The sequence below is a fragment of the Leeia sp. genome (assembly GCF_041909055.1).
Lineage (GTDB): Bacteria > Pseudomonadota > Gammaproteobacteria > Burkholderiales > Leeiaceae > Leeia > Leeia aquatica.
In genome coordinates, this window is record NZ_JAYREC010000003.1 from 1 (window position 1) to 19,826 (window position 19,826).

The 19,826-nt window shown below is 61.5% G+C and carries 17 protein-coding genes; 7 read left to right on the top strand and 10 right to left on the bottom strand.

Features of this window, described 5'->3' with window-relative positions:
- Positions 1 to 348: 348 nt before the first annotated feature.
- Positions 349 to 4,236, bottom strand: coding sequence for a phosphoribosylformylglycinamidine synthase (gene purL / locus ACE3O2_RS08830; RefSeq protein WP_374336692.1), 3,888 nt, complete (start codon positions 4,234 to 4,236; stop codon positions 349 to 351).
- 217 nt (positions 4,237 to 4,453) lie between these two features.
- Between purL and ACE3O2_RS08835 the strand changes: the two genes are divergently transcribed.
- Both ACE3O2_RS08835 and ACE3O2_RS08840 read left to right on the top strand, forming a co-directional pair.
- Positions 4,454 to 5,140: a sulfite exporter TauE/SafE family protein gene (locus ACE3O2_RS08835; protein WP_374336695.1), complete on the top strand. Its 687-nt coding sequence runs from the start codon at positions 4,454 to 4,456 to the stop codon at positions 5,138 to 5,140.
- A 54-nt stretch (positions 5,141 to 5,194) separates the two neighbouring features.
- Positions 5,195 to 6,742 carry a PilZ domain-containing protein gene (locus tag ACE3O2_RS08840; protein WP_374336697.1) on the top strand — a complete coding sequence of 516 codons (1,548 nt, stop codon included), beginning with the start codon at positions 5,195 to 5,197 and terminating at the stop codon, positions 6,740 to 6,742.
- A gap of 70 nt (positions 6,743 to 6,812) precedes the next feature.
- On the opposite strand, the gene dnaJ is transcribed toward ACE3O2_RS08840, so the two are convergent.
- From dnaJ to ftrA, 5 genes are all read right to left on the bottom strand, one after another.
- Entirely contained in the window at positions 6,813 to 7,925 is a 1,113-nt protein-coding gene (gene dnaJ, locus ACE3O2_RS08845) for a molecular chaperone DnaJ (RefSeq protein ID WP_374336699.1), read from the bottom strand.
- A 20-nt stretch (positions 7,926 to 7,945) separates the two neighbouring features.
- A complete protein-coding gene (locus tag ACE3O2_RS08850; RefSeq protein ID WP_374336701.1) occupies positions 7,946 to 9,040 on the bottom strand; it encodes a fatty acid desaturase in 1,095 nt (364 codons plus the stop codon).
- Positions 9,041 to 9,174: 134 nt separating this feature from the next.
- The gene (gene dnaK, locus ACE3O2_RS08855) at positions 9,175 to 11,079 is read right to left on the bottom strand and encodes a molecular chaperone DnaK (protein WP_168877688.1); all 1,905 of its coding nucleotides are present in this window, start codon (positions 11,077 to 11,079) and stop codon (positions 9,175 to 9,177) included.
- A gap of 107 nt (positions 11,080 to 11,186) precedes the next feature.
- Positions 11,187 to 11,714, bottom strand: a complete 528-nt coding sequence (gene grpE, locus ACE3O2_RS08860) for a nucleotide exchange factor GrpE (RefSeq protein WP_168877689.1) — start codon at positions 11,712 to 11,714, stop codon at positions 11,187 to 11,189.
- Positions 11,715 to 11,796: 82 nt separating this feature from the next.
- On the bottom strand, positions 11,797 to 12,780 hold the full coding sequence (gene ftrA / locus ACE3O2_RS08865; RefSeq protein WP_374336704.1) for a transcriptional regulator FtrA: 984 nt from the start codon (positions 12,778 to 12,780) through the stop codon (positions 11,797 to 11,799).
- Positions 12,781 to 12,885: 105 nt separating this feature from the next.
- Here ftrA and ACE3O2_RS08870 point away from each other — a divergent pair, with 105 nt between their 5' ends.
- Positions 12,886 to 13,293, top strand: coding sequence for a rhodanese-like domain-containing protein (locus ACE3O2_RS08870; protein ID WP_168877691.1), 408 nt, complete (start codon positions 12,886 to 12,888; stop codon positions 13,291 to 13,293).
- A 21-nt stretch (positions 13,294 to 13,314) separates the two neighbouring features.
- Positions 13,315 to 13,623 (top strand): DUF1272 domain-containing protein, encoded by a 309-nt coding sequence (locus tag ACE3O2_RS08875; RefSeq protein WP_374336706.1) that lies wholly within the window; start codon positions 13,315 to 13,317, stop codon positions 13,621 to 13,623.
- Between the two features lie 2 nt (positions 13,624 to 13,625).
- On the opposite strand, the gene ACE3O2_RS08880 is transcribed toward ACE3O2_RS08875, so the two are convergent.
- A complete protein-coding gene (locus ACE3O2_RS08880) occupies positions 13,626 to 14,069 on the bottom strand; it encodes a carboxymuconolactone decarboxylase family protein (protein ID WP_374336708.1) in 444 nt (147 codons plus the stop codon).
- 72 nt (positions 14,070 to 14,141) lie between these two features.
- Between ACE3O2_RS08880 and ACE3O2_RS08885 the strand changes: the two genes are divergently transcribed.
- Positions 14,142 to 14,639: a MarR family winged helix-turn-helix transcriptional regulator gene (locus ACE3O2_RS08885; protein WP_168877694.1), complete on the top strand. Its 498-nt coding sequence runs from the start codon at positions 14,142 to 14,144 to the stop codon at positions 14,637 to 14,639.
- Between the two features lie 33 nt (positions 14,640 to 14,672).
- On the top strand, positions 14,673 to 15,281 hold the full coding sequence (locus ACE3O2_RS08890; RefSeq protein WP_374336711.1) for a hypothetical protein: 609 nt from the start codon (positions 14,673 to 14,675) through the stop codon (positions 15,279 to 15,281).
- Here ACE3O2_RS08890 and ACE3O2_RS08895 read toward each other — a convergent pair.
- Positions 15,232 to 17,058, bottom strand: coding sequence for a hypothetical protein (locus ACE3O2_RS08895; protein ID WP_374336712.1), 1,827 nt, complete (start codon positions 17,056 to 17,058; stop codon positions 15,232 to 15,234). The two genes, ACE3O2_RS08890 and ACE3O2_RS08895, sit on opposite strands and share 50 nt — an antisense overlap.
- Before the next feature lie 72 nt (positions 17,059 to 17,130).
- The gene (locus ACE3O2_RS08900; RefSeq protein ID WP_374336714.1) at positions 17,131 to 18,009 is read right to left on the bottom strand and encodes an alpha/beta fold hydrolase; all 879 of its coding nucleotides are present in this window, start codon (positions 18,007 to 18,009) and stop codon (positions 17,131 to 17,133) included.
- Positions 18,010 to 18,049: 40 nt separating this feature from the next.
- On the opposite strand from ACE3O2_RS08900, the gene ACE3O2_RS08905 reads away from it, so the two are divergent.
- Positions 18,050 to 18,436, top strand: a complete 387-nt coding sequence (locus tag ACE3O2_RS08905) for a MerR family transcriptional regulator (RefSeq protein WP_374336716.1) — start codon at positions 18,050 to 18,052, stop codon at positions 18,434 to 18,436.
- 5 nt (positions 18,437 to 18,441) lie between these two features.
- On the opposite strand, the gene ACE3O2_RS08910 is transcribed toward ACE3O2_RS08905, so the two are convergent.
- A complete protein-coding gene (locus ACE3O2_RS08910; protein ID WP_374336718.1) occupies positions 18,442 to 19,806 on the bottom strand; it encodes a PLP-dependent aminotransferase family protein in 1,365 nt (454 codons plus the stop codon).
- Between the last annotated feature and the right edge of the window lie 20 nt (positions 19,807 to 19,826).

The window sequence follows — 19,826 nt, forward strand, 5'->3', positions numbered from 1 at the left end:
GATGCGAACTATACGCACACCAGCCACAGCCGTCAACACCCCAATACGCACTTTTTGCTGTAACTCCCCTCCAAGCCCCAGCAAACCATTGATGAGACAGCGTTTATTCAGCTAAAGTTTTTTGCGGTTTGATGAACCCTGCCCCACTAAATCCAGGCTACAGCAGGGCATACTGAGTTAAGACAGCCAAGCAACCGGCGTTTCCAGGGCAAAAACACGGCTTCTGCCATCCCCTTTCTGGGCTTGCTCACAGGGGGACTCTGACAAAATTGGCCCCGCTCTTCCAGCGCCACATACAACAACACCGCCAAAAGGCGGTGTTGTTGTATGTGCTTATATATTGCAGCATCAGCCCAACTGACGACGGGCATTGTGGAACATCTTGAGCCAAGGGCTGTGACGTGGCCATTCTGCCGGATGCCAGGAGAAGTTCTCGCGACGCAAGGTGCGCTCCGGGTGCGGCATGATGATGGTAAAGCGGCCGTCCTGCGTGGTCACCCCGGCAATACCCTCTGGTGCGCCATTAGGGTTGAACGGGTAGCGTTCGGTCACCTGCCCTTGGCTGTCAATATAGCGCATGGCGGTGAGGCTCATGGCACGGTCTCCATCCTGGCGGAACCAGGCTCGACCTTCACCGTGTGACACGATCACCGGCAACTGGCTACCCTGCATGTCGCGGAAGAACAAGGACGGGCTCGGCGGTAACTCCACCATGACCAGTCGCCCTTCGAACTGCTCCGAAGCATTGCGCACGAACTTGGGCCAGGCTTGCGCACCGGGGATCAGTTCGTTCAGATTGCTCATCATCTGGCAGCCATTGCAGACACCCAGTGCAAAGCTGTCTGGCCGAGCAAAGAAGGCAGCAAACTCGTCACGCGCACGCGCATTGAACAGGATGGACTTGGCCCAGCCCTCCCCTGCGCCCAGCACATCGCCATAAGAGAAGCCACCGCAGGCGACCACGCCGGCAAAATCTTGCAGGGTGACGCGGCCACTGATGATGTCGCTCATGTGGACATCCACCGCGAGGAAGCCTGCAGCATCAAAAGCGGCACCCATCTCGACATGACCATTGACCCCCTGCTCACGCAGGATGGCCATGCGCGGGCGAGCACCACTCAACACCACCGGGGCCTCGGGCTGCGGGTCGAAACTGAGCTTGGCAAACAGGCCATGGTCGGCAGCATCGCTGATACGTGCTCGCTCTTGATCCGCTCCTTGCGGGTTGTCACGCAGGCGTTGCAAGTGCCAGGACGTTTCCGACCAGGCCAGTTGCAGATCGGTACGCGCCTCATCCAGCAACACACCCTGGCTGCCCCGCACTTGCAAGCGGTCGCTGCGATTCACCTCGCCGACCTCCAGCAGGCAGTGACTCAAGCCGTGTTGCTGACAGACCGCCTGCACGGCAGACCGATCCGCACGGCGGACTTGCAGCACTGCGCCCAGCTCTTCATTGAACAGCATGGCAAGGGCAGCAGCCTCGTCAGCCACCGGCAATTGCAGGGCCACGCCGAGACGGCTGGCAAACTGCATTTCAACCACCGCCGCCAGCAAACCACCATCCGAGCGATCATGATAAGCCAGCAACAGCCCAGCCGCGTTCAACGCCTGCACCGCATCAAAGAAACCGCGCAGCAGCGCCGGGTTGTCCAGATCCGGCGCGCAGTTGCCAGTCTGCTGATACACCTGGGCCAACGCCGAGCCGCCCAGTCGTTGCTTGCCCTGCCCGAGATCGAGCAACAGCAGCAGGCTGTCTTCGTCCTTCAGCTCCGGGGTCAGGGTGCGGGCCACATCCGGGGTTGGGGCAAAGGCAGAGATGATCAGCGACAGCGGGGAGGTCACTGTCTTGGTTTTGCCGTCTTGTTGCCAGACGGTTTTCATCGACAAGGAATCCTTACCCACCGGAATACTGATACCCAGCGCCGGGCACAGCTCCAGCCCGACGGCCTTCACGGTGTCAAACAGCTTGGCGTCTTCACCGGGATGACCCGCTGCAGCCATCCAGTTAGCCGAGAGCTTGATGTCCGACAGTTGGCCGATCCGTGCTGCCGCAATATTGGTAATCGCCTCGCCAATCGCCATGCGGCCAGAAGCCGGAGCGTCGATCAACGCCAGCGGGGTACGTTCGCCCATCGCCATCGCCTCACCCGCATCACTCTGGAAGCCCATCAGGGTGACGGCCACATCGGCTACTGGAATCTGCCAGCGCCCGACCATCTGATCGCGCACGGTGAGGCCACCCACCGAGCGGTCGCCAATGGTGATCAGGAAGTGCTTGTCCGCCACGGCAGGCAGGCGCAGCACACGGTACACCGCTTCACGCAGGCTGACACCTTGCAGCTGCAAGCCCGGCAGCGGGTTCTGGACGCGACGGACATCACGCGTCATTTTGGGCGGCTTGCCCAAAAGCACGTCCATGCTCATGTCAACGGCCGGGGTACCCAGCAGACTATCCTCCACCCGCAGCTGCTTTTCTGCGGTGGCGGTCCCGATCACCGCCATCGGGCAACGCTCGCGATCCGCCATCGCTTGCAATTGCGGCAGGTCTTGCGGGCGGATGGCCAGCACATAGCGCTCTTGCGACTCATTGCACCAGATTTCCTTGGGCGACATGGCCGCTTCTTCGATCTGGATGTCGCGCAGCTGGAACACCGCACCGCGCTCTGAGCCATGCGCCAGCTCCGGCAGGGCGTTCGACAGACCACCGGCACCGACGTCGTGAATGCTCAGGATCGGGTTGGCGTCGCCCAGCTGCCAGCAGCGGTCGATGACTTCCTGCGCCCGGCGCTGCATTTCCGGATTGCCACGCTGCACCGAGTCAAAATCCAGATCTGCGGTGTTGGCGCCGGTGTCCATGGACGAAGCCGCCCCCCCACCCAGGCCGATCAACATGCCGGGACCACCCAGCTGGATCAGCAGCGCACCATCTACGACTTCTTGCTTGAACACATGGCGGGCGTCGATATTGCCCAGACCACCGGCAATCATGATCGGCTTATGGTAGCCGCGCATTTCACCGGCCACCGTGTGTTCATAGGTGCGGAAATAACCGGCCAGATTGGGGCGGCCAAATTCATTGTTAAATGCAGCGGCACCGATCGGGCCGTCCAGCATGATTTGCAACGGGGTGACAATGCGCTCCGGCTTGCCATACTGACCCTCCACCGCATCCGTGCCCGCATAGCTTTCCCACGACTGGCGCGCCTCCGGCAGATTCAGGTTGGACACGGTAAAGCCGCACAGACCCGCCTTGGGGCGGGAACCGGTGCCGGTGGCGCCTTCATCACGAATCTCACCACCGGAGCCGGTAGCCGCGCCGGGGAAGGGCGAAATGGCGGTCGGGTGGTTGTGGGTTTCCACCTTCATCAGGATATGGGTATCAGCCTCGTGGTAGCCGTAGGCGTGCCCCTCACCCTGTGGGTGGAAACGGGCGGTACGTGCGCCTTCGATCACCGAAGAGTTGTCCGAGTAAGCCACCACCGTCCCTTGCGGGTGGGTCTTGTGGGTATGACGGATCATGCCGAACAGCGAATGCGGCTGCGGTTCACCATCGACAATGAAATCGGCGTTGAAAATCTTGTGGCGGCAGTGCTCGGAGTTGGCCTGCGCGAACATCATCAATTCCACGTCGGTCGGGTTGCGCCGGATGCGCTGGAAGTTTTCCAGCAGATAATCCACCTCATCCTCAGACAGGGCCAGACCCATGTCACGGTTGGCCCCCTGCAAGGCCTCGCGCCCACCTTGCAGCACGTCCACTGCTTGCAAGTCACGGGGGGATTGGTGCTGGAACAGCTGGGCCGCGTCAGCCAGATCACGCAGCACCACTTCCGTCATGCGGTCATGGATATGTGCAGTAACCTGTGCCAGCACCTGCGGATCCGTGCTGTCCACATAATAGGCAATGCCCCGCTCGATGCGCTGCACATTCTCCAGTCCACAATGGTGCGCAATGTCGGTGGCCTTGGATGACCACGGCGAAATGGTACCAATACGAGGCACCACCAGCAGCAGGCTCCCGGACTGCGCCACGTGCGGCTTGAATTCGTCGTAGGTCAGCAGGCGGGTCAACACCGCCTGCTCTGCACTGCTCAGCGGCTGCGCATGTTCGACCAGATGCACCCAGCAGCTGCGTACAGCAGGCACGCTGGTCAGGTTGCGGGCCAGGGTAGCGTTGAGTTTTTGCAGACGAAATTCGGACAGCGCTTGCGCGCCAAACAGCGGCGTGATCAGAGACATGCGGGCACCAGGCAAGATGAGCGGAGCCGACCGGGGGGGACGGCGATCATGTCAGGCCCTTACCGCAATAAAACCGCGATGGCACGGCTGGGAGCGGAGGTACCGTGACGGGCGCGATGATACCGTAAAAGCCCTTGTTTTTCGAGACAAATCATCGCCATGTGCGCCATGACAGGGTCGACGCGCTACAATGCCGTGTTTGGGCGGGAGCGTGCGGGTGCCGACACAATACGACTGGTTGGGGTGGTGGCTGGTGGGGCTGCTCGGCGGCACCCATTGCATCGGCATGTGCGGAGGACTGGTCGCAGCATTCAGCATGGGGCTGCCTGCGCGCCGCCGCATGCTGTACTGGGGTCTGTTGAACACAGGACGCTTGCTCAGCTATATGCTGGCAGGCGTGCTGGCCGGACTGCTGGGGGCCACCCTGCATGGCTATGGGCGGCTTTTACCCTTGCAATGGCTGCTGTACATGCTGTCACAGCTCTTGCTGGTGATCCTAGGCCTGCATCTGAGCGGGCTCCCCACCCTCATTCCCCGGCTGGAAAAGTGGGGGTCACGCCTCTGGCGGGTGCTGCAACCCCGCTTTCGCGCATTACTGCCCTTGCGCACACCCGGCCAGGCTTTGCTGGCAGGGCTGTTCTGGGGGTGGCTGCCCTGCGGGCTGGTGTACACCGCATTAAGCAGCGCCCTCCTCTCCGGCACCCCGGTATTGGGGGCGGCACAAATGCTGGCCTTCGGGCTGGGAACCCTGCCCACCCTGCTGGTGATGGGCAAGCTCGCACCGTGGCTGCAACGTCCAATGCTGCGACGCCTCTCCGGCCTGCTGGTCATGGTGCTGGGCGGGTGGGGAATTTGGAATGGTTTACATTTGCTTCCCTCCGTAAAGGCTGCGCTTTTGCTATAGTCGGGTAGGGAGCCGCTCTACACCCTGTCCAACTGCCTTCCACTGAAGGACCCCATGCTTGACAAACTGAAAGCGTTGACCCGGCAGTTAAACCCAGTGCAACGTGCGCTGGAGGCAACCCAAGGCTTACCCAGCCTGACGCCGGTCGCAGCCATGGAATTCATTGCAGGATGGTTGCCGCAGCAGCAGAACCTGCTGGAACAACCCACTCGCATGCAGGAAGCCTTGTGGGGCTTGGACCCGCTCTGCCGTGAGCGACTGGCGGCCGCCGCCAGCGAGCTGATGCGTGGTCAGCTGACTCGCCTGCGCCTGCAGCTCTACGCCAATGCCGCTCAGCCCTATGTGCAAGCGCTTTACCGCGCTTACCTGCCCTGCGTCCAGCAGTACAAACTGTCACTGGTACAGAAACCCCATGAGCTGTTTCCGCCGCATGCCGGCTTTCTGTTCTGGGGAACGCGACGCCTGGTGATGGAATTCATCACCACACGGCAGGCCCAGCAGACGCAGTGGCGGGAGCTGTACACTGCCATTCCGGCCATTCTGGGCGAGAAGTTGCCCGCCAGTGCCTTGCCGGCCGCCCGACTGGCGCTAGCTCAGTTTTGCCTGGTCAGCAGTGGTCTGGCAGCCGAGCTGGAGGTGCGCCAGGTGGACATTGTCGACCGGCTGGTCGGCATGCTGGCGCCCTTTGTCAGTTTCAGCCAGCAGCCGCGCAGCGGCATCCAGTACTGGCTGGATATTCATCAGCCGCACCCGCCCGCCCTGGTGGACCTGGGGAAATTGCCGCCGCCTTCCAATGGCCTGATCTACATCCAGTTCGAGCGGGTACTGGATGAACTGCTGTCACTGGAAACCCTGATCGCCCAGCAAGCGCAACTCCCCACCAAGCTGAATTTTGACGGCAACCTGCACCGCACCGAAGTACTGGTGACCTTGCGGCAATTGCGCGACAAATGGATGGGCAAGGTGGCTACCCGTCGGCATGAACGCAAGCTGATGGACAAGTTTGTGTTTCTGGCGCTGGACCTGCCTGCCATCCGCCGCAAGGTGGCAGGCTTTGAACAAGCGGGGACCCGCACCATCAATCTCGGCATCGAACGGGCGCGGATGGAGGATATCAGCCAGAGCGGCATCGGCCTGCGCGTGCCCGCTGAAGCCTGGGCCAAGGTAGGGCTGGCGGTCGGCATTCAGGTCGAAGGCAATCCGCGCTGGGTGGTCGGCGTCGTGCGGCGTCTGGTCAACACCCAGACCGCCAACGAACTGCACATGGGGGTGGAGATTCTGTCCCTGACACCGCAATCCATCCGGTTGGTGGAAGAGGCGCGCCTGACGGTATGGGAGCAGACCAATGCCGGTGGCGCGCTGGATAATGTGTTCGGGGTGTGGATTCCGCCTTCCGTGCACAGCCATGAGCAAGCCATGTTGCTGCTGGAGAAACCGGAAGTGGTTATCGGCAAGTCCTACGGCATGTACTACCACGGCCACAAGGGCATGATACGCATCAAGGACCAGGTGGAAGTAGGCGACAATTTCTACCGATACACGGTCGATGTGGTTGAGGCCCTGTCAGCCAGCGTCGAGAAAGCGCAGGAACTGGACTTCTGACGCCTTGCCCTCCACAAAAAACCGCCCGCCGGGCAAGCCGGCGGGCGGTTTCTATCTCACGGGATGCGGTTTACTCGAAGAAGGCCTTGACCTTGTCCATCCAGGATTGCGCACGCGGGTTATGCTTGGCGGCATCCCCGCCCTCGGTCCCCTCAAATTCCCGCAGCAGTTCCTTCTGCCGTTCGGTGAGGTTGACCGGGGTTTCCACCACCACATGGCACATCAGGTCGCCATAGCTGCTGCCACGCACGTCCTTGATGCCCTTGCCACGCAGGCGGTATACCTTGCCGGTCTGGGTTTCCGGGGAGATCTTGATCTTCGCCTTGCCATCCAGCGTCGGAATCTCCAGCTCGCCGCCCAGTGCAGCAGTGGCAAAACTGACCGGCATCTCGCAGTGCAGGTCATTGCCGTCGCGCTGGAACATGCTGTGCGGGATCAGCTCGATCACCACATACAGGTCACCGCGCGGGCCACCGCCCTGCCCGGGCTCGCCTTCGCCCGACAGGCGGATGCGGTTACCATCGTCCACCCCGGCCGGTACCTTCACCGACAGGGTCTTCTGCTGTTTGACCCAGCCTGCACCGTGGCAAGGTTTGCACGGGTCAGAAATCACCTTGCCAGTACCATGGCAGGTGGGGCAGGACTGCTGGAAGGCGATAAAGCCCTGCTGCATGCGCACTTGACCATGGCCATTGCAGGTATGACACGTCTTGGCTTGCGTGCCCGGCTTGGCACCGCTGCCATGGCACACCTCACACTGCTCCATGCTGGGGATGCGAATCTGCTTCTCGCAGCCACGCGCCGCTTCTTCCAGCGTAATCTTCAGGTTATAGCGCAGGTCGGCACCACGGCTGACGCCGCTGCGGCCACGGCCGCCACCGAAAATCTCACCAAAGATATCGCCAAAGGCATCGGCAAAGCCGCCCATGCCTGCACCGCCGCCCATGCCAGCTTGCGGGTCGACTCCGGCGTGGCCGTACTGATCGTAGGCGGCCCGCTTCTGTTCGTCAGACAAGATCTCGTAGGCCTCCTTGGCCTCCTTGAATTTGTCTTCCGCATCTTTGCTGTCCGGATTGCGGTCCGGGTGATATTTCATCGCCAGCTTGCGGTAGGCTTTTTTGATCTCGTCGTCGCTGGCATCGCGGTTGACGCCCAGCACTTCATAAAAATCACGTTTGGACATGTCTGTTTTTCACCTGCTCGTCAAACTGCAGCTTGTGGCCGCTGGCCCATGCTGCGCAAGAAGCCGAAATGCGCCCGCAGCGCTGCCCGTACCGACGGGAAGCACAAGTACGGCACGGAAAATTCTTCACACGTCTTTTGCACTATCCGGCGCAAGGCTGGGTAGTGGATATGACTGATCTTGTGGAATAAATGGTGTTCAACCTGGAAATTTAAACCACCCATGTAAAAGGTGGCCAACCAGCTGCGCGGGGCAAAGTCTGCGGTGGTGCGCACTTGCAACTCCGCCCACTCGGCTGGCAGCTTGCCACTTTGCGCGTCGGGCAGCGGGAAGTCGGCCCCTTGTACGGTGTGCGCCAGCTGGAACACCAGCGACAGCGTCAAACCAAACAGCAAATGCACCCCAACAAAGCACAGCAGTACCTGCCACACCGGGTGAAACAGCATCGGGATCACCAGCGCGTAACCAAAATAAAACAGCTTGGCAGCCAGAAACCAGGGCAGCTCCCACGCGGCGCGCGGCTGCATCCGGGTGTCGCCGATACGGTTTGTGATGATCTTGTGAAAATCGCTGAACGCCAGCAGGTACAGCGACAGCATGCTGTACAGTACCGGTGCATACCAGTGCTGCAGCCGATGCCACGGCCTCCAGGGCTGGCTGGGCGACAGCCGCATCAAAGACCCGATGGCAATGTCGTCGTCCTTTCCGTCGATATTGGTATAGGTATGGTGCAGCAGGTTATGCTTTTGTTTCCACAGGGTTTGGCTGCTGCCCAGCAGATCCATGGCACTGCCCGCCAGGAAGTTGACCCAGCGCTTGCGCGAATAGCTGCCATGTGCACCATCATGCATCACATTGAACGCCACCAGTACGAAGCCCTGCACCAGCAGGAATGCGGCCACCAGCGCCGACCACCAGTGCTCCACCCACCAGACCAGGCTGACATAGCTGCCCAGCATCAAGCCCACCGAGACCAGCGTTTTCAGGTACAGGCGCCAGTTGCCGGTTTGCCGCAGGCCGGCTTCCTGAAAGTACTGCTCGGTACGCTGCTTGAGGGTTTCAAAAAAGGCGCCCCGTGGTGGAAACACGATGCGGGAGGGTTTTGCTGAACTCATGGTACCTTTCCGTCACCCACTGCGGGTGACATGGCGAGGCCGCGTTGCCTCTATGGGGTACTTCCACCCCGGCAACACGGCCTCAGACAGCCATCGGGCTGACATGGCTAAACCGGCGATCGCCGGTTTAGCCCTTACTTCTTGTCTTTGACTTCTTCGTACTCGGCATCCACCACATCACCTTCTACCGGCTTTTCGCCACCGGCAGGGGCTTCGCCACCTTCAGCCTGACCATACATCAGCTCACCCAGTTTCTGGCTGACTTGCATCAGGGTTTCCACCTTGGCGTCGATCGCGGCCTTGTCATCTGACTTCAGCACCTCTTCCACGCCCTTGACGGCTTCCTCGATCTTGGCCTTCTCTTCGGCATCAATCTTGTCGCCGTGCTCAGACAGCGATTTCTTCACCTGATGCACCAGACCATCGGCCTGGTTGCGCGACTGTACCAGCTCGATCAGCTTGCGGTCTTCGTCGGCATTGGCTTCGGCGTCGCGCACCATTTGTTCGATCTCGGACTCGGAGAGACCCGAATTCGCCTTGATGGTGATCTTGTTTTCCTTGCCGGTGGCCTTGTCACGGGCCGACACGTGCAGAATGCCGTTGGCGTCGATATCGAAGCTCACCTCGATCTGCGGCACGCCGCGCGCTGCAGGCGGGATGCCTTCCAGATTGAACTGGCCCAGACTCTTGTTGGCCGACGCCTTCTCGCGTTCGCCTTGCAGCACGTGGATGGTCACCGCGCCCTGGTTGTCATCCGCGGTCGAGAACACATTGCTGGCCTTGGTCGGGATGGTGGTATTCTTCTGGATCAGCTTGGTCATCACGCCACCCAGCGTCTCGATACCCAGCGACAGCGGGGTCACGTCCAGCAGCAGCACGTCCTTCACATCACCTTGCAGCACGCCACCCTGAATCGCAGCGCCCACGGCCACAGCTTCATCCGGGTTCACGTCACGGCGCGGTTCCTTGCCGAAGAACTCCTTCACCTTGTCCTGCACCTTGGGCATGCGGGTCTGGCCGCCGACCAGAATCACGTCCTCAATGTCGCTGACCTTGACGCCTGCATCCTTGATCGCCACCCGGCACGGCTCGATGGTGCGCTCGATCAGGTCTTCCACCAGCGACTCGAACTTGGCGCGGGTAATCTTCAGCGCCATGTGCTTCGGGCCGGTCGCGTCCATGGTGATGTACGGCAGGTTGATTTCGGTCTGCTGACTGGAGGAGAGCTCGATCTTGGCCTTTTCAGCCGCTTCCTTCAGGCGTTGCAGTGCCATCACATCGTTCTTCAGGTCAATGCCTTGCTCGCGCTTGAACTCGGACACCAGATAGTCGATCAGGCGCTGGTCAAAGTCTTCACCACCGAGGAAGGTATCGCCGTTGGTGGACAGCACTTCAAACTGGTGCTCGCCATCGACTTCGGCAATCTCGATGATGGAGATGTCGAAGGTACCGCCACCCAAGTCAAACACGGCAACTTTGCGGTCGCCTTCCTTCTTGTCCATACCGAAGGCCAGTGCGGCTGCAGTCGGCTCATTGATGATGCGCTTCACATCCAGACCGGCGATACGACCGGCATCCTTGGTGGCCTGGCGCTGGCTGTCGTTGAAGTACGCCGGTACCGTAATCACGGCTTCGGTCACTTCTTCACCCAGATAGTCCTCAGCCGTTTTCTTCATCTTGCGCAGCACTTCGGCGGAGACTTGCGGCGGTGCCATCTTCTTGTCGCGGGCCGATACCCAGGCATCACCGTTGTCGGCCTTGACGATGGCGTAAGGCATCAGGTCGATGTCCTTCTGCACTTCCTTCTCTTCAAAACGGCGGCCAATCAGGCGCTTCACTGCAAACAGCGTGTTCTTCGGGTTGGTCACCGCCTGGCGCTTGGCCGGGGCCCCCACCAGAATTTCATCGTCGGTGTAACCGATGATGGACGGCGTGGTGCGTGCACCTTCGGCGTTCTCGATCACTTTAGGCGCGCCGTTTTCCATCACCGCCACGCAGGAGTTGGTGGTACCGAGGTCAATACCGATAATCTTGCCCATGTCTTGATCCTTTTGTCGCTTCAGGCCATTCGGGCCTGCTTCAATTGTCTTGTACTGTAAATGGGGTGCTGCGCCGGGCTTTCAAGCCCCTGACAGCAGCAGGGTCATCAGGCATCCATTGCCTTGGATACCACCACCAGCGCCGGGCGCAACACGCGCTCCGCCAGGGTATAGCCCTTCTGCATCACATCCACCACCGTATTCGGTTCCTTGTCGGCCACCGGAATCGCCGTCATCGCCTGATGCTTGTGCGGGTCCAGCTTTTCGCCGAGCGGATTGATCTCGCGTACCGCAAACTTCTCAAAAGCGCTGCCCAGTTGCTTCAGGGTCAGCTCTACCCCGGCCTGAATGCTCTCGATACTGCTGGTGTCCTTCATCGCCATCTCCAGCGAATCCTTTACCGCCAGCAATTCCCCAGCAAACTTCTCGACTGCAAACTTGCGGGCCTTGTCGACTTCCTCTGCGGCACGGCGGCGGGCATTTTCGCCTTCCGCACGGGCATACAGCACATCCTGCTTGGCCTGTTCGAGGTCCGCCAAGGCGCGAGCCAGTTGTTCGTCCAGTGTAGGGGTAGCCGCACCGTCACCGGTTTCGATGGGTTCTTGCGGCTGATCGTTGTGTACGTCCTGCGACATGCTTACCTCCTGAATAACCTTGCTGCCAAGGTGGCGATGCCACCCCGGTTTTCAAGAGGGCAGGACAGGATTTTTTACGGGTTCATGACGCGAGCTGCGGCATCGCAGCCGCAAACTGCTTGCGATATTGCGCCGGGCTGGTCAGCACCACACGCCGAAAATGACGCCGCAGCGACTCCTCCGAGCCAAAGCCCGCCTGCTCTGCCACCTCGGCCAGCTCCAGCTGGCTGCTCTCCAGCAGATGCTGCGCCAGCGCCACCCGCTCGCGGGTCAACCAGTCCAGCGGCGACATGCCGCTGACTTGTAGAAACTGACGCTGCAAGGTGCGTGCACTCATCGCGGCGTGCGCGGCCATGCTGTCCACGCTATGGGGTTCATGCAAGTGCTGCCGCAGCCAGACCATCAAGGCCTGCAAGCGCCCCGGCCCTTCCTCCGGCACTGGCCTCGGTACAAACTGGGCCTGCCCGCCATCGCGAAACGGGGGCACTACCAGCCGCTGCGCCACCTGATTGGCGATCTTGCCGCCATAATCCTTGCGCACCAGGTAGAGCAGCATGTCCAGCCCGGCTGCGGACCCGGCAGACGTCACCACCTGACCTTCGTCGATGTACAAGGCATCGGCATCCACTTCCAGCTCGGGGTAGCGGGCGGCCAGCCGCTCCGCGTAGCGCCAGTGGGTGGTGACGCGACGGTCGGCCAGCACGCCCGCGGCTGCCAGCACAAACACGCCAGAACAGATGGTGCAAAATGCCACGCCCTGATCCCAAGCGTAACGTATTGCATCCAGCAGGGCTTGGGGCGGGCGCTCGTCGGCATCCCGCCAGCCGGGGATCACCACCAGATCGGTTTCCGCCAGACGGGACAATTGATAGGGGGCGTCCATGCTCATGCCACCCGACACCTGCAAGGGGCCGGGCTCCGCCGCCACGCGGTCAAAGTGGTACCACGGCACGCCCAGCTCGGGCCGGTGCAGGTCGAACAGCTCCACCACGCAGCCATATTCAAATGCGCACAGCCGGTCATAGACCAGTGCGGTCACTTGCCGGGGGCGGAGGGTAGATTCCATTCTGTCGTTTTTTGACCGTATATTGGCTTATGCGACAGTTTCGCACCCTTTACCGGATCGGCACAATGCCACTCATCGCATTCACCCCACCACAAGGAGTACCGCATGAGCCGTTCATATGTCAGCGAAGTCGCCGCAGCCCCATCTGCCCAGGCACTGGAGCGCTTTGCGTCCAGCTTTGAGTTCGAAACCGACTGCTGGGATGTTCATGATGCGTTTGATCGTGGCGTTGTAGATTTTGTCCTGCTGGATGTTCGCAGCCATGAGAAGTATGCTGAAGGACACATCCCCGGCGCGATCAGCCTGCCACATGGCAAGCTGGTCCCGAGCAAACTGGCCGGCTGGCCGGAGGACACCCTGTTTGTGACCTACTGTGCTGGCCCGCACTGCAACGGCGCAGCACGCGGTGCTGTGCGTCTGGCCAAGCTGGGCCGCCCGGTGAAAGTCATGCCCGGTGGCATTACCGGCTGGCTGGATGAGGGTTTCACGCTGAAAACCGGCATGGAACCTTGAACCTCGAAAGGGAGCCTGACCATGCTTGAACTCCGCCCCAGCTGCGAGCATTGCAACACCGCGCTGCCACCCGACAGTGAGCAGGCCATGATCTGCACCTTTGAGTGCACCTTCTGCAGCAATTGTGTCGAGATGGTACTGCACAATGTGTGTCCGAATTGCGGGGGCGGCTTCGTGCCCCGCCCCATTCGGCCCCGTCATAACTGGAAGAATGGCAACGATCTGTCCCATCATCCGGCCAGTGACAAGGTCGTTCACCGGCCGGTGGATCCAGAAGCGCATGCCCGCTTGCGGGTAGCAGTGGGTGATACGCCACCCGTCAGACGCTGACACTAGCCCTGCAGCGGGGGACTGAAGCGCAGGGCTCCGGCAATGCGGTTCCAGGCATTGATGTTGGCTATGGCAACGGTCAGGAATACGCATTCCTGATCGTTGAAATGGCTGGCCAATTCTTCTCGCATGCGCTCGCTGACCCCGTGAGTGGGGTCCAGCGTCAGGGCTTCGGTATAGGCCAGTGCCGCCTGCTCGCGGGGGGAGAACACCCCTGCTTCCCGCCATACCGCCACCAGTCCGAGCTGGGACTCTGGCAGCCCGATTTTGCGTGCAATGTTCAAATGTGTCTGGGTGCAGAAAGCGCACCCGTTGATTTGGGATGCACGCAACTTCATCAGCTCGGTCAACGATTTCTCCAACCCGGATTCATCAATCGCCTTGCCCATGGCCAGCAAAGCTGAGTTGACTGCGGGAGCCATTGCGGCAAAAGATTTCCACTCCATCTGCATGCTCATTCCTGACCTCAGTAACATGATAGTATGTCAACTCTAACATATTATTAGAACTCAAACACCATGCCAAAACGATCGGCTCTACCCATGGTGGGGGAAGGCAAGCGCGGTGTCGACGGCCATATCGGTTATCTGCTGCGCCAGGCAGCCGCCGCCCAGCGGCTGCGCATGGAACGTGCCTTGCAAGATTTGGCGATTACCCCGCCGCAGTTCACGGTGCTGACTTTGCTGCAAGCCTACCCGGCGCTGTCCAATGCCGATCTGGCGCGGCTGTCACAACTGTCCCCGCCCACGGTCTGCGTGATCGTGGGCAATCTGCTCAAGCGCGATTTGCTGATACGGCAGGCCCACACCCAGCATGGGCGCATCTTGCAATTGCAGCTCAGCGAATCCGGTCAGCAGGTCCTGCAGCAGTGCAAGATCAGGGTGGCTCACCTCGAAGCCGCTCTGGTTCAAGGACTAACGGAAAACGAGGATGCCGCGATTCGCCGTTGGTTGGTGCACGTTGCGCAGGCCCTGGATGATGGTATGCCCCACCTTGCCGATGATGACTCCGCATGACATGATTTGTCATTGTCATACAAAGCCAATACCATGCCTCGCTTTTCCCACCCCCTAATCTGGCTCATGCTGCTGAGCAGCCTGCTGGCCACCACCGCCCGTGCGGCGGATGACACGCCGGACTGGACAGCACGCTGCCAGCCGTCGAGCGGCCTGCAAGGTATCCGCTTTCACTCCTTGTCCGGCGATCTGGCCGAAGATGACATGACCATCACCCTGCTCTACCCGGATGGACAGCAGCGTCAACTCGCGCTACCGCCGGGGCAATATCATGCACGAGGGACGCTGGAGAATGTCCGTTCGCTGTGTGAAGGCGTGGCCGCCTTCGCGGTCGGGCCACACCGTGTATTGATGCTGCTGTCACGCGATGACCGGCCGGGCCTCGACCAACTGGAAGCCCTGCTGGTGGACACCCGTCAGGCACGGGTATTGGCACGGCGTTCACGTTTGGGCGCGCTGAAGCCGAACGAAGACAGCTTTGTGCTACTCAAGCAAAGCAGTCAACGCTACTGGGTGCGACTGGTGCGCCATATCCTGCCTGGCGCTTGCGACTGCGTAGCGGGCGATATTGAAGACTGGTTCCAGTTGCGGATCAGTGGTGCGCGCCTGCAGGCAGGCTGGGTGGGTGCGGCGCGACCGTAAGCTGGTCACGCACCTGCCAGACCGCAGCCGCTTTGGGCTGCCACAAGGGCTGCGCGCGCGAGCCGTCTGCATCAAGCCACTCGGTCGGCACCCGATCGCAGCCGATGAAGTACAGGTGCAACTGTTCGTCTGTATCAATCCGGCAACGCAGGAAGCCTTTGTAATCCGCTATCGCCATCGGTGAAAAGCCATTGTTGCGCAAGCCCAGGTAGCGCGACATCACCGCCAGCCACAGGCCACAGCCCAACCCACCCAGCAGCATGGCAGTCACTAACCACAACACGGTGCTGAGCGCGACCGACAGCTGCCATCCGGTATGCAGTTCCAGCCATTGCAGGTAAAGCAGCGGCTGCAACAGCCACAGTCCGATGCCGAGTGACACGATCCCAAGCCCGCGCCGCCAGCCGTGCAGCTCATCCGTCAGTATCATCGCCAGCACCAGCGGCGTCAGCTGCCAGACCCCGGCCAGCGGTGACTGCCACAGGGTTGGCAGCCACGCCCCAATGATGCCCCACCCGGTGACCAAAGCCTGGGCGGGCAGCACCAGATGGTTGAACAGGCTGGCCATGCCGGTCAACGCTGCCAGCAGCAGCAGGAAGGCCGGATTGCCCTGCAATAAGCTACGCCAGCCTGCCGCACCTGCCGAGACTGGCGGACACAAGAAGGTGAGCAGATTCCCCCAGGCCAGCTTGCGGCTGGTTGCCAAATCGGGGTAGCTGCGCTTGGCGGTAAAGGTGTCCAGGCTGTCGGGCTGGGCACTGGCCAGCGTACCCAGCCGCACCCGTGCCCGCAGGTCGGGCGTCATCGCCTGATCGTCATCACTGGCGTCCCGGCAGAGTGGGCTTTCCTCTACACTACCATGCGTCGGGTGCAGGAAGGCACCGCCACTGCCGCAGGTAATGAGGTGGTCCGCCTGATCGCCCTCCCCATTCGAGCGACGGTAATAGTGGTGGCTGTCTCCCGCCAGCCGGATACGGATGGCCGCCCGCTTTTCATGCTCCAGCCAGGCCTCCAGCCGCTGATAGCGTTTGGGATAGCCTTCTGCCGCATGGTCGCCCAAGGGGCGGGTCCAGTAGGGCTCCGGGTAGAGCAGGATCAGTTGCGCTGAGTCCGGCAAATCGTCCAGCGCTGCCTGAATCGCCTGAAACTGCTTGCGGTCGATATCGCCCTTGAGGGCAAAGTCCAGCCCGATCAGCCACCATTGCGCAGAGAGGCGCGCCACAAAATAGCCTCGCTCCTGTGGCGTCTCGCTGGCGTGCAGCGGGCTGCTCTGGTGGTCGACAAAGTAGCGGTAAAAGGTAGAGGCGTTATCAAACCAGTCGTGATTCTGTGGAATGGCCAGCACTGTTCGCTCCACTATCACTGCCGGGCGAGCGGCCTCCCACATCTCGGTAAAGCGGAACTGATACTCTTCCGGACTGGCCCCCGGGTAGGCCAGATCGCCACCGAATACCAGCACCCGCCCGTTCGGTAACGTCGTACCGTCAGCCAATGACAATTCAGGGCGCTGTACCGCCTCAGCCACGGCATAGGTGGCCGAACCCCCATCGCCCAGATCCGACACAAAATCCCAGTGCAGGCCGTCAGGTCCAGCCCGCTCACGCAGGTCCGCCACCTTGATGGGACCTTGGTGCACCTCACGCCGGTCGTAGGTTCGCAATTGCTCGTCACTGGACAGCAACTCGCGTACCGTGCGCCACAACACGCCAGGGTTATACCAGGCCACCGGCAAGCGCTGGTGTGGTGGAATCTGGCGTCCAAAACGGGCGTGCGGCATGACCGGCTCCAGCAGGGCAAAGTGGCAAGCAGCATAGCACAGGCTTGGGCTCACCCTGGCCCGGTACAAAGGTCATACGGTGTCCGTGATCGCACGGCGGGGTACACACTGCTGCTGCCGCTGCAGCTTCAGCCAGTCGCTGACTTCATGCCATAGCCCGGCGTGGCGGGTACGGAAAAAGTCAAAGTGTCCCAACCGGCCGCCGCCGGGTAGCGCCCGTAGTTGCCGGAGTTCAGACTGACAACCTCGGTAGCGGGCCACCAGCTTGCGAGTGGTCACCAGTGGCGCAAAATCCTGATCATCCGGCATGGATAAGGCCAGCAGCGGCACCTGCAACTGCGCATAAGCCTCGACATTCAGCCCAGGATCGTCAAACAGATACTCCGGCAGCAGACACCATTGACGCCACTGCCGGGCTACACCGCGTGGCAAGCGCTGCCCGCCCCCCGCCCAAGCGGGTACATCCTTGAACAGCGCCAGAATCAGCGGCAACCAGACCCACCAGCTGAACAGCACGCGTGGCCACTGCCACAAAGGGTAATCGCGCCAGTAGCAGGTGCCGGAAGCCACCAGCAACAGCCCGTCGCACAGGGGCAGGCTGGGTGCCAGACCCGCGAGGTTGCCACCGGCGCTGTGGCCCAGCAGATAGAGCGGCAAGTCTTGGGCTTCACTGCGGGCATGCTGCAGAATGGCATGCAGGTCATGCTGCCCCCAGTCCTGCATGCGCACGCGAGAGAATGCTTCCGCGGATAAGCGGGAGTCACCCACACCACGCGGGTCCCACAGCAACACCCGCCACCCTTGCTGTCGCTGGGCTTCCGCAAAGGGCCGGTAAAACTGGCGGCGTACGCCCGTGGCGGACGCGATCACCAGTACACCCAGCGTTTCCTGTTCCGGCTGTAGCCATTCGGTTGCCAGGGCGCAACCATCTTCAGTATTCAGGTATTCCATGCATGACTCCTGTTCGACAGCAGAACAAGCATGGTAGGGTATGGACTTTACACTACAGTCAAGCACCATGCGCATCAAGGAACTGGAACAGCGCAGCGGCATGAGCCGTGACACCGTCCGCTTCTATGAAAAGCAAGGCCTGATCAGCCCGCCCAAGCGGCTGACCAACGGCTATCGTGATTATGACGCGCATACCTTGACCGAGCTGCACTTCATCCGTGCCGCCCGCAGTGTAGGCTTCACGCTGGAGGACATCCGCCCGGCCATTCCCAAACTGCGGCAACCACCCGAACAATGCGCAGACTTGCTGGCCGCCTTGCGACGTCGACACCAATTGATCAGCGCACAGATTGCTGAGCAGCAACAGCAATTACAGCGGCTGGAACAACTGATGCTGCGCTTTGGGGTACCGCACCCTGCGCAGTAACCATTTCAGGGCAACGCACCGCGCACGATCCGCAGCGCCTGCTGCAAGAGGCCTCGACTGGCCGGTGCGCCAATGCACAGGCGCAGGCCGTTGACCGGCAGTTGCCGACTGGCGGCAAACGCACTGGCGGCGGTCAGCGCGACCCCGGCCTGACGCAGGCGACTGGCCTCCCGCTCGGCATCCCGCGCCAGTGGTAGCGTCAGCCAGCCGTGAGGACTGCCCTCGGGCAGCCACAGCTGCTGCCCCTGTGCGCCCCCCCAAATGGCCTGCACCAAGCGCCGCCGCTGCGCCAGCTCGTCCTGCTGCCAGCGCAAGCGCCGCACCGCGGTGCCATCCTCCAGCCACAGGCACGCCAGCCTCGCCATCAGCGGTGTAACCTGCCAGCTGGTATGGTGGAACATGTCGCGCAGCTCTGCTTCGGTCAAGGTGGGCTCCAGCAAGTAACCCAAACGCAGCCCCGGTGCAATGGTCTTGGACAGTCCGCCAACATGGCAGACCTGCTGCGGCCGCAGGCTGACCAATGCGGGCGGTGGTTCGGCCAGCAAGTGTCCGTAGGCATCTTCTTCGATCACCCGCGCCGCGGGGTAACGGGCCAATACGTCGACCAGTGCGCGGCGCCGCTCCAGGGGCATGGTGAGGGTGGTCGGGTTATGCAGGGTAGGCATCAACACTGCCAGGTGACCGATGCCTTGCCGCAAGGCCTGCTCCAGCGCATCGGGCCGGACTCCGGCACGGTCCATGCCCAGCGGATGCAGGTGCAAGCCCAGCTGGCGTGCGATTGCCATCATGCCCGGGTAGGTCAGTGCTTCCACCAGTACGGTGTCCCCGCGCTGACTATGCCGCATCAAGGCGGCTGCCAGCGCATGTTGTGCGCCACCGCACAGCAGTACCTGCTGCGCTTCAGCCTCAATCCCCCGCCATGCCAGCCAGCGCACCAGGGCTTGTTGATTGCGCTGCCAGTCCAGCGCCGTGGGGTAGCGCAGGCAGGCCGCCAGCCCGTCTTGTTGCATCAGGCGATGCAGGCTGTCGTTCAGATCATGATCTGGATTGGGGTAGGCCGGGCCATTGACTGTCAGGTCGATCACGCTGTCCGCATCTTGCGGAACGAACAGGCCGATGCCGAGCTGCGGCCCCAGCACATAGGTACCCCGCCCGGTTTCCCCGCCAATCCAGCGTCGATCCGCGGCCTCTCGCCAGGCGCGGGTGACGGTGCTCAGGTTCAAGCCTAGCAGTTCGGCCAGCCGCCGCTGCGGTGGCAGGCGCGCGCCCGCTGGCAGGCGGCCACTCTGGATGGCGTCTTGCAAGGCCATCAGCAGCGCTTGATGACGCGGTCCCGAGTACGCATTCAGGTCAGGAATCCACATTGTCATGCATACAATTTACCAATATA

Coding starts and splice junctions, on each gene's coding strand:
- purL (WP_374336692.1), bottom strand. CDS start 4,236: ATGTCTCTGATCACGCCGCTGTTTGGCGCGCAAGCGCTGTCCGAATTT.
- ACE3O2_RS08840 (WP_374336697.1), top strand. CDS start 5,195: ATGCTTGACAAACTGAAAGCGTTGACCCGGCAGTTAAACCCAGTGCAA.
- dnaJ (WP_374336699.1), bottom strand. CDS start 7,925: ATGTCCAAACGTGATTTTTATGAAGTGCTGGGCGTCAACCGCGATGCC.
- ACE3O2_RS08850 (WP_374336701.1), bottom strand. CDS start 9,040: ATGAGTTCAGCAAAACCCTCCCGCATCGTGTTTCCACCACGGGGCGCC.
- dnaK (WP_168877688.1), bottom strand. CDS start 11,079: ATGGGCAAGATTATCGGTATTGACCTCGGTACCACCAACTCCTGCGTG.
- grpE (WP_168877689.1), bottom strand. CDS start 11,714: ATGTCGCAGGACGTACACAACGATCAGCCGCAAGAACCCATCGAAACC.
- ftrA (WP_374336704.1), bottom strand. CDS start 12,780: ATGGAATCTACCCTCCGCCCCCGGCAAGTGACCGCACTGGTCTATGAC.
- ACE3O2_RS08870 (WP_168877691.1), top strand. CDS start 12,886: ATGAGCCGTTCATATGTCAGCGAAGTCGCCGCAGCCCCATCTGCCCAG.
- ACE3O2_RS08875 (WP_374336706.1), top strand. CDS start 13,315: ATGCTTGAACTCCGCCCCAGCTGCGAGCATTGCAACACCGCGCTGCCA.
- ACE3O2_RS08880 (WP_374336708.1), bottom strand. CDS start 14,069: ATGGAGTGGAAATCTTTTGCCGCAATGGCTCCCGCAGTCAACTCAGCT.
- ACE3O2_RS08885 (WP_168877694.1), top strand. CDS start 14,142: ATGCCAAAACGATCGGCTCTACCCATGGTGGGGGAAGGCAAGCGCGGT.
- ACE3O2_RS08890 (WP_374336711.1), top strand. CDS start 14,673: ATGCCTCGCTTTTCCCACCCCCTAATCTGGCTCATGCTGCTGAGCAGC.
- ACE3O2_RS08895 (WP_374336712.1), bottom strand. CDS start 17,058: ATGCCGCACGCCCGTTTTGGACGCCAGATTCCACCACACCAGCGCTTG.
- ACE3O2_RS08900 (WP_374336714.1), bottom strand. CDS start 18,009: ATGGAATACCTGAATACTGAAGATGGTTGCGCCCTGGCAACCGAATGG.
- ACE3O2_RS08905 (WP_374336716.1), top strand. CDS start 18,050: ATGGACTTTACACTACAGTCAAGCACCATGCGCATCAAGGAACTGGAA.
- ACE3O2_RS08910 (WP_374336718.1), bottom strand. CDS start 19,806: ATGACAATGTGGATTCCTGACCTGAATGCGTACTCGGGACCGCGTCAT.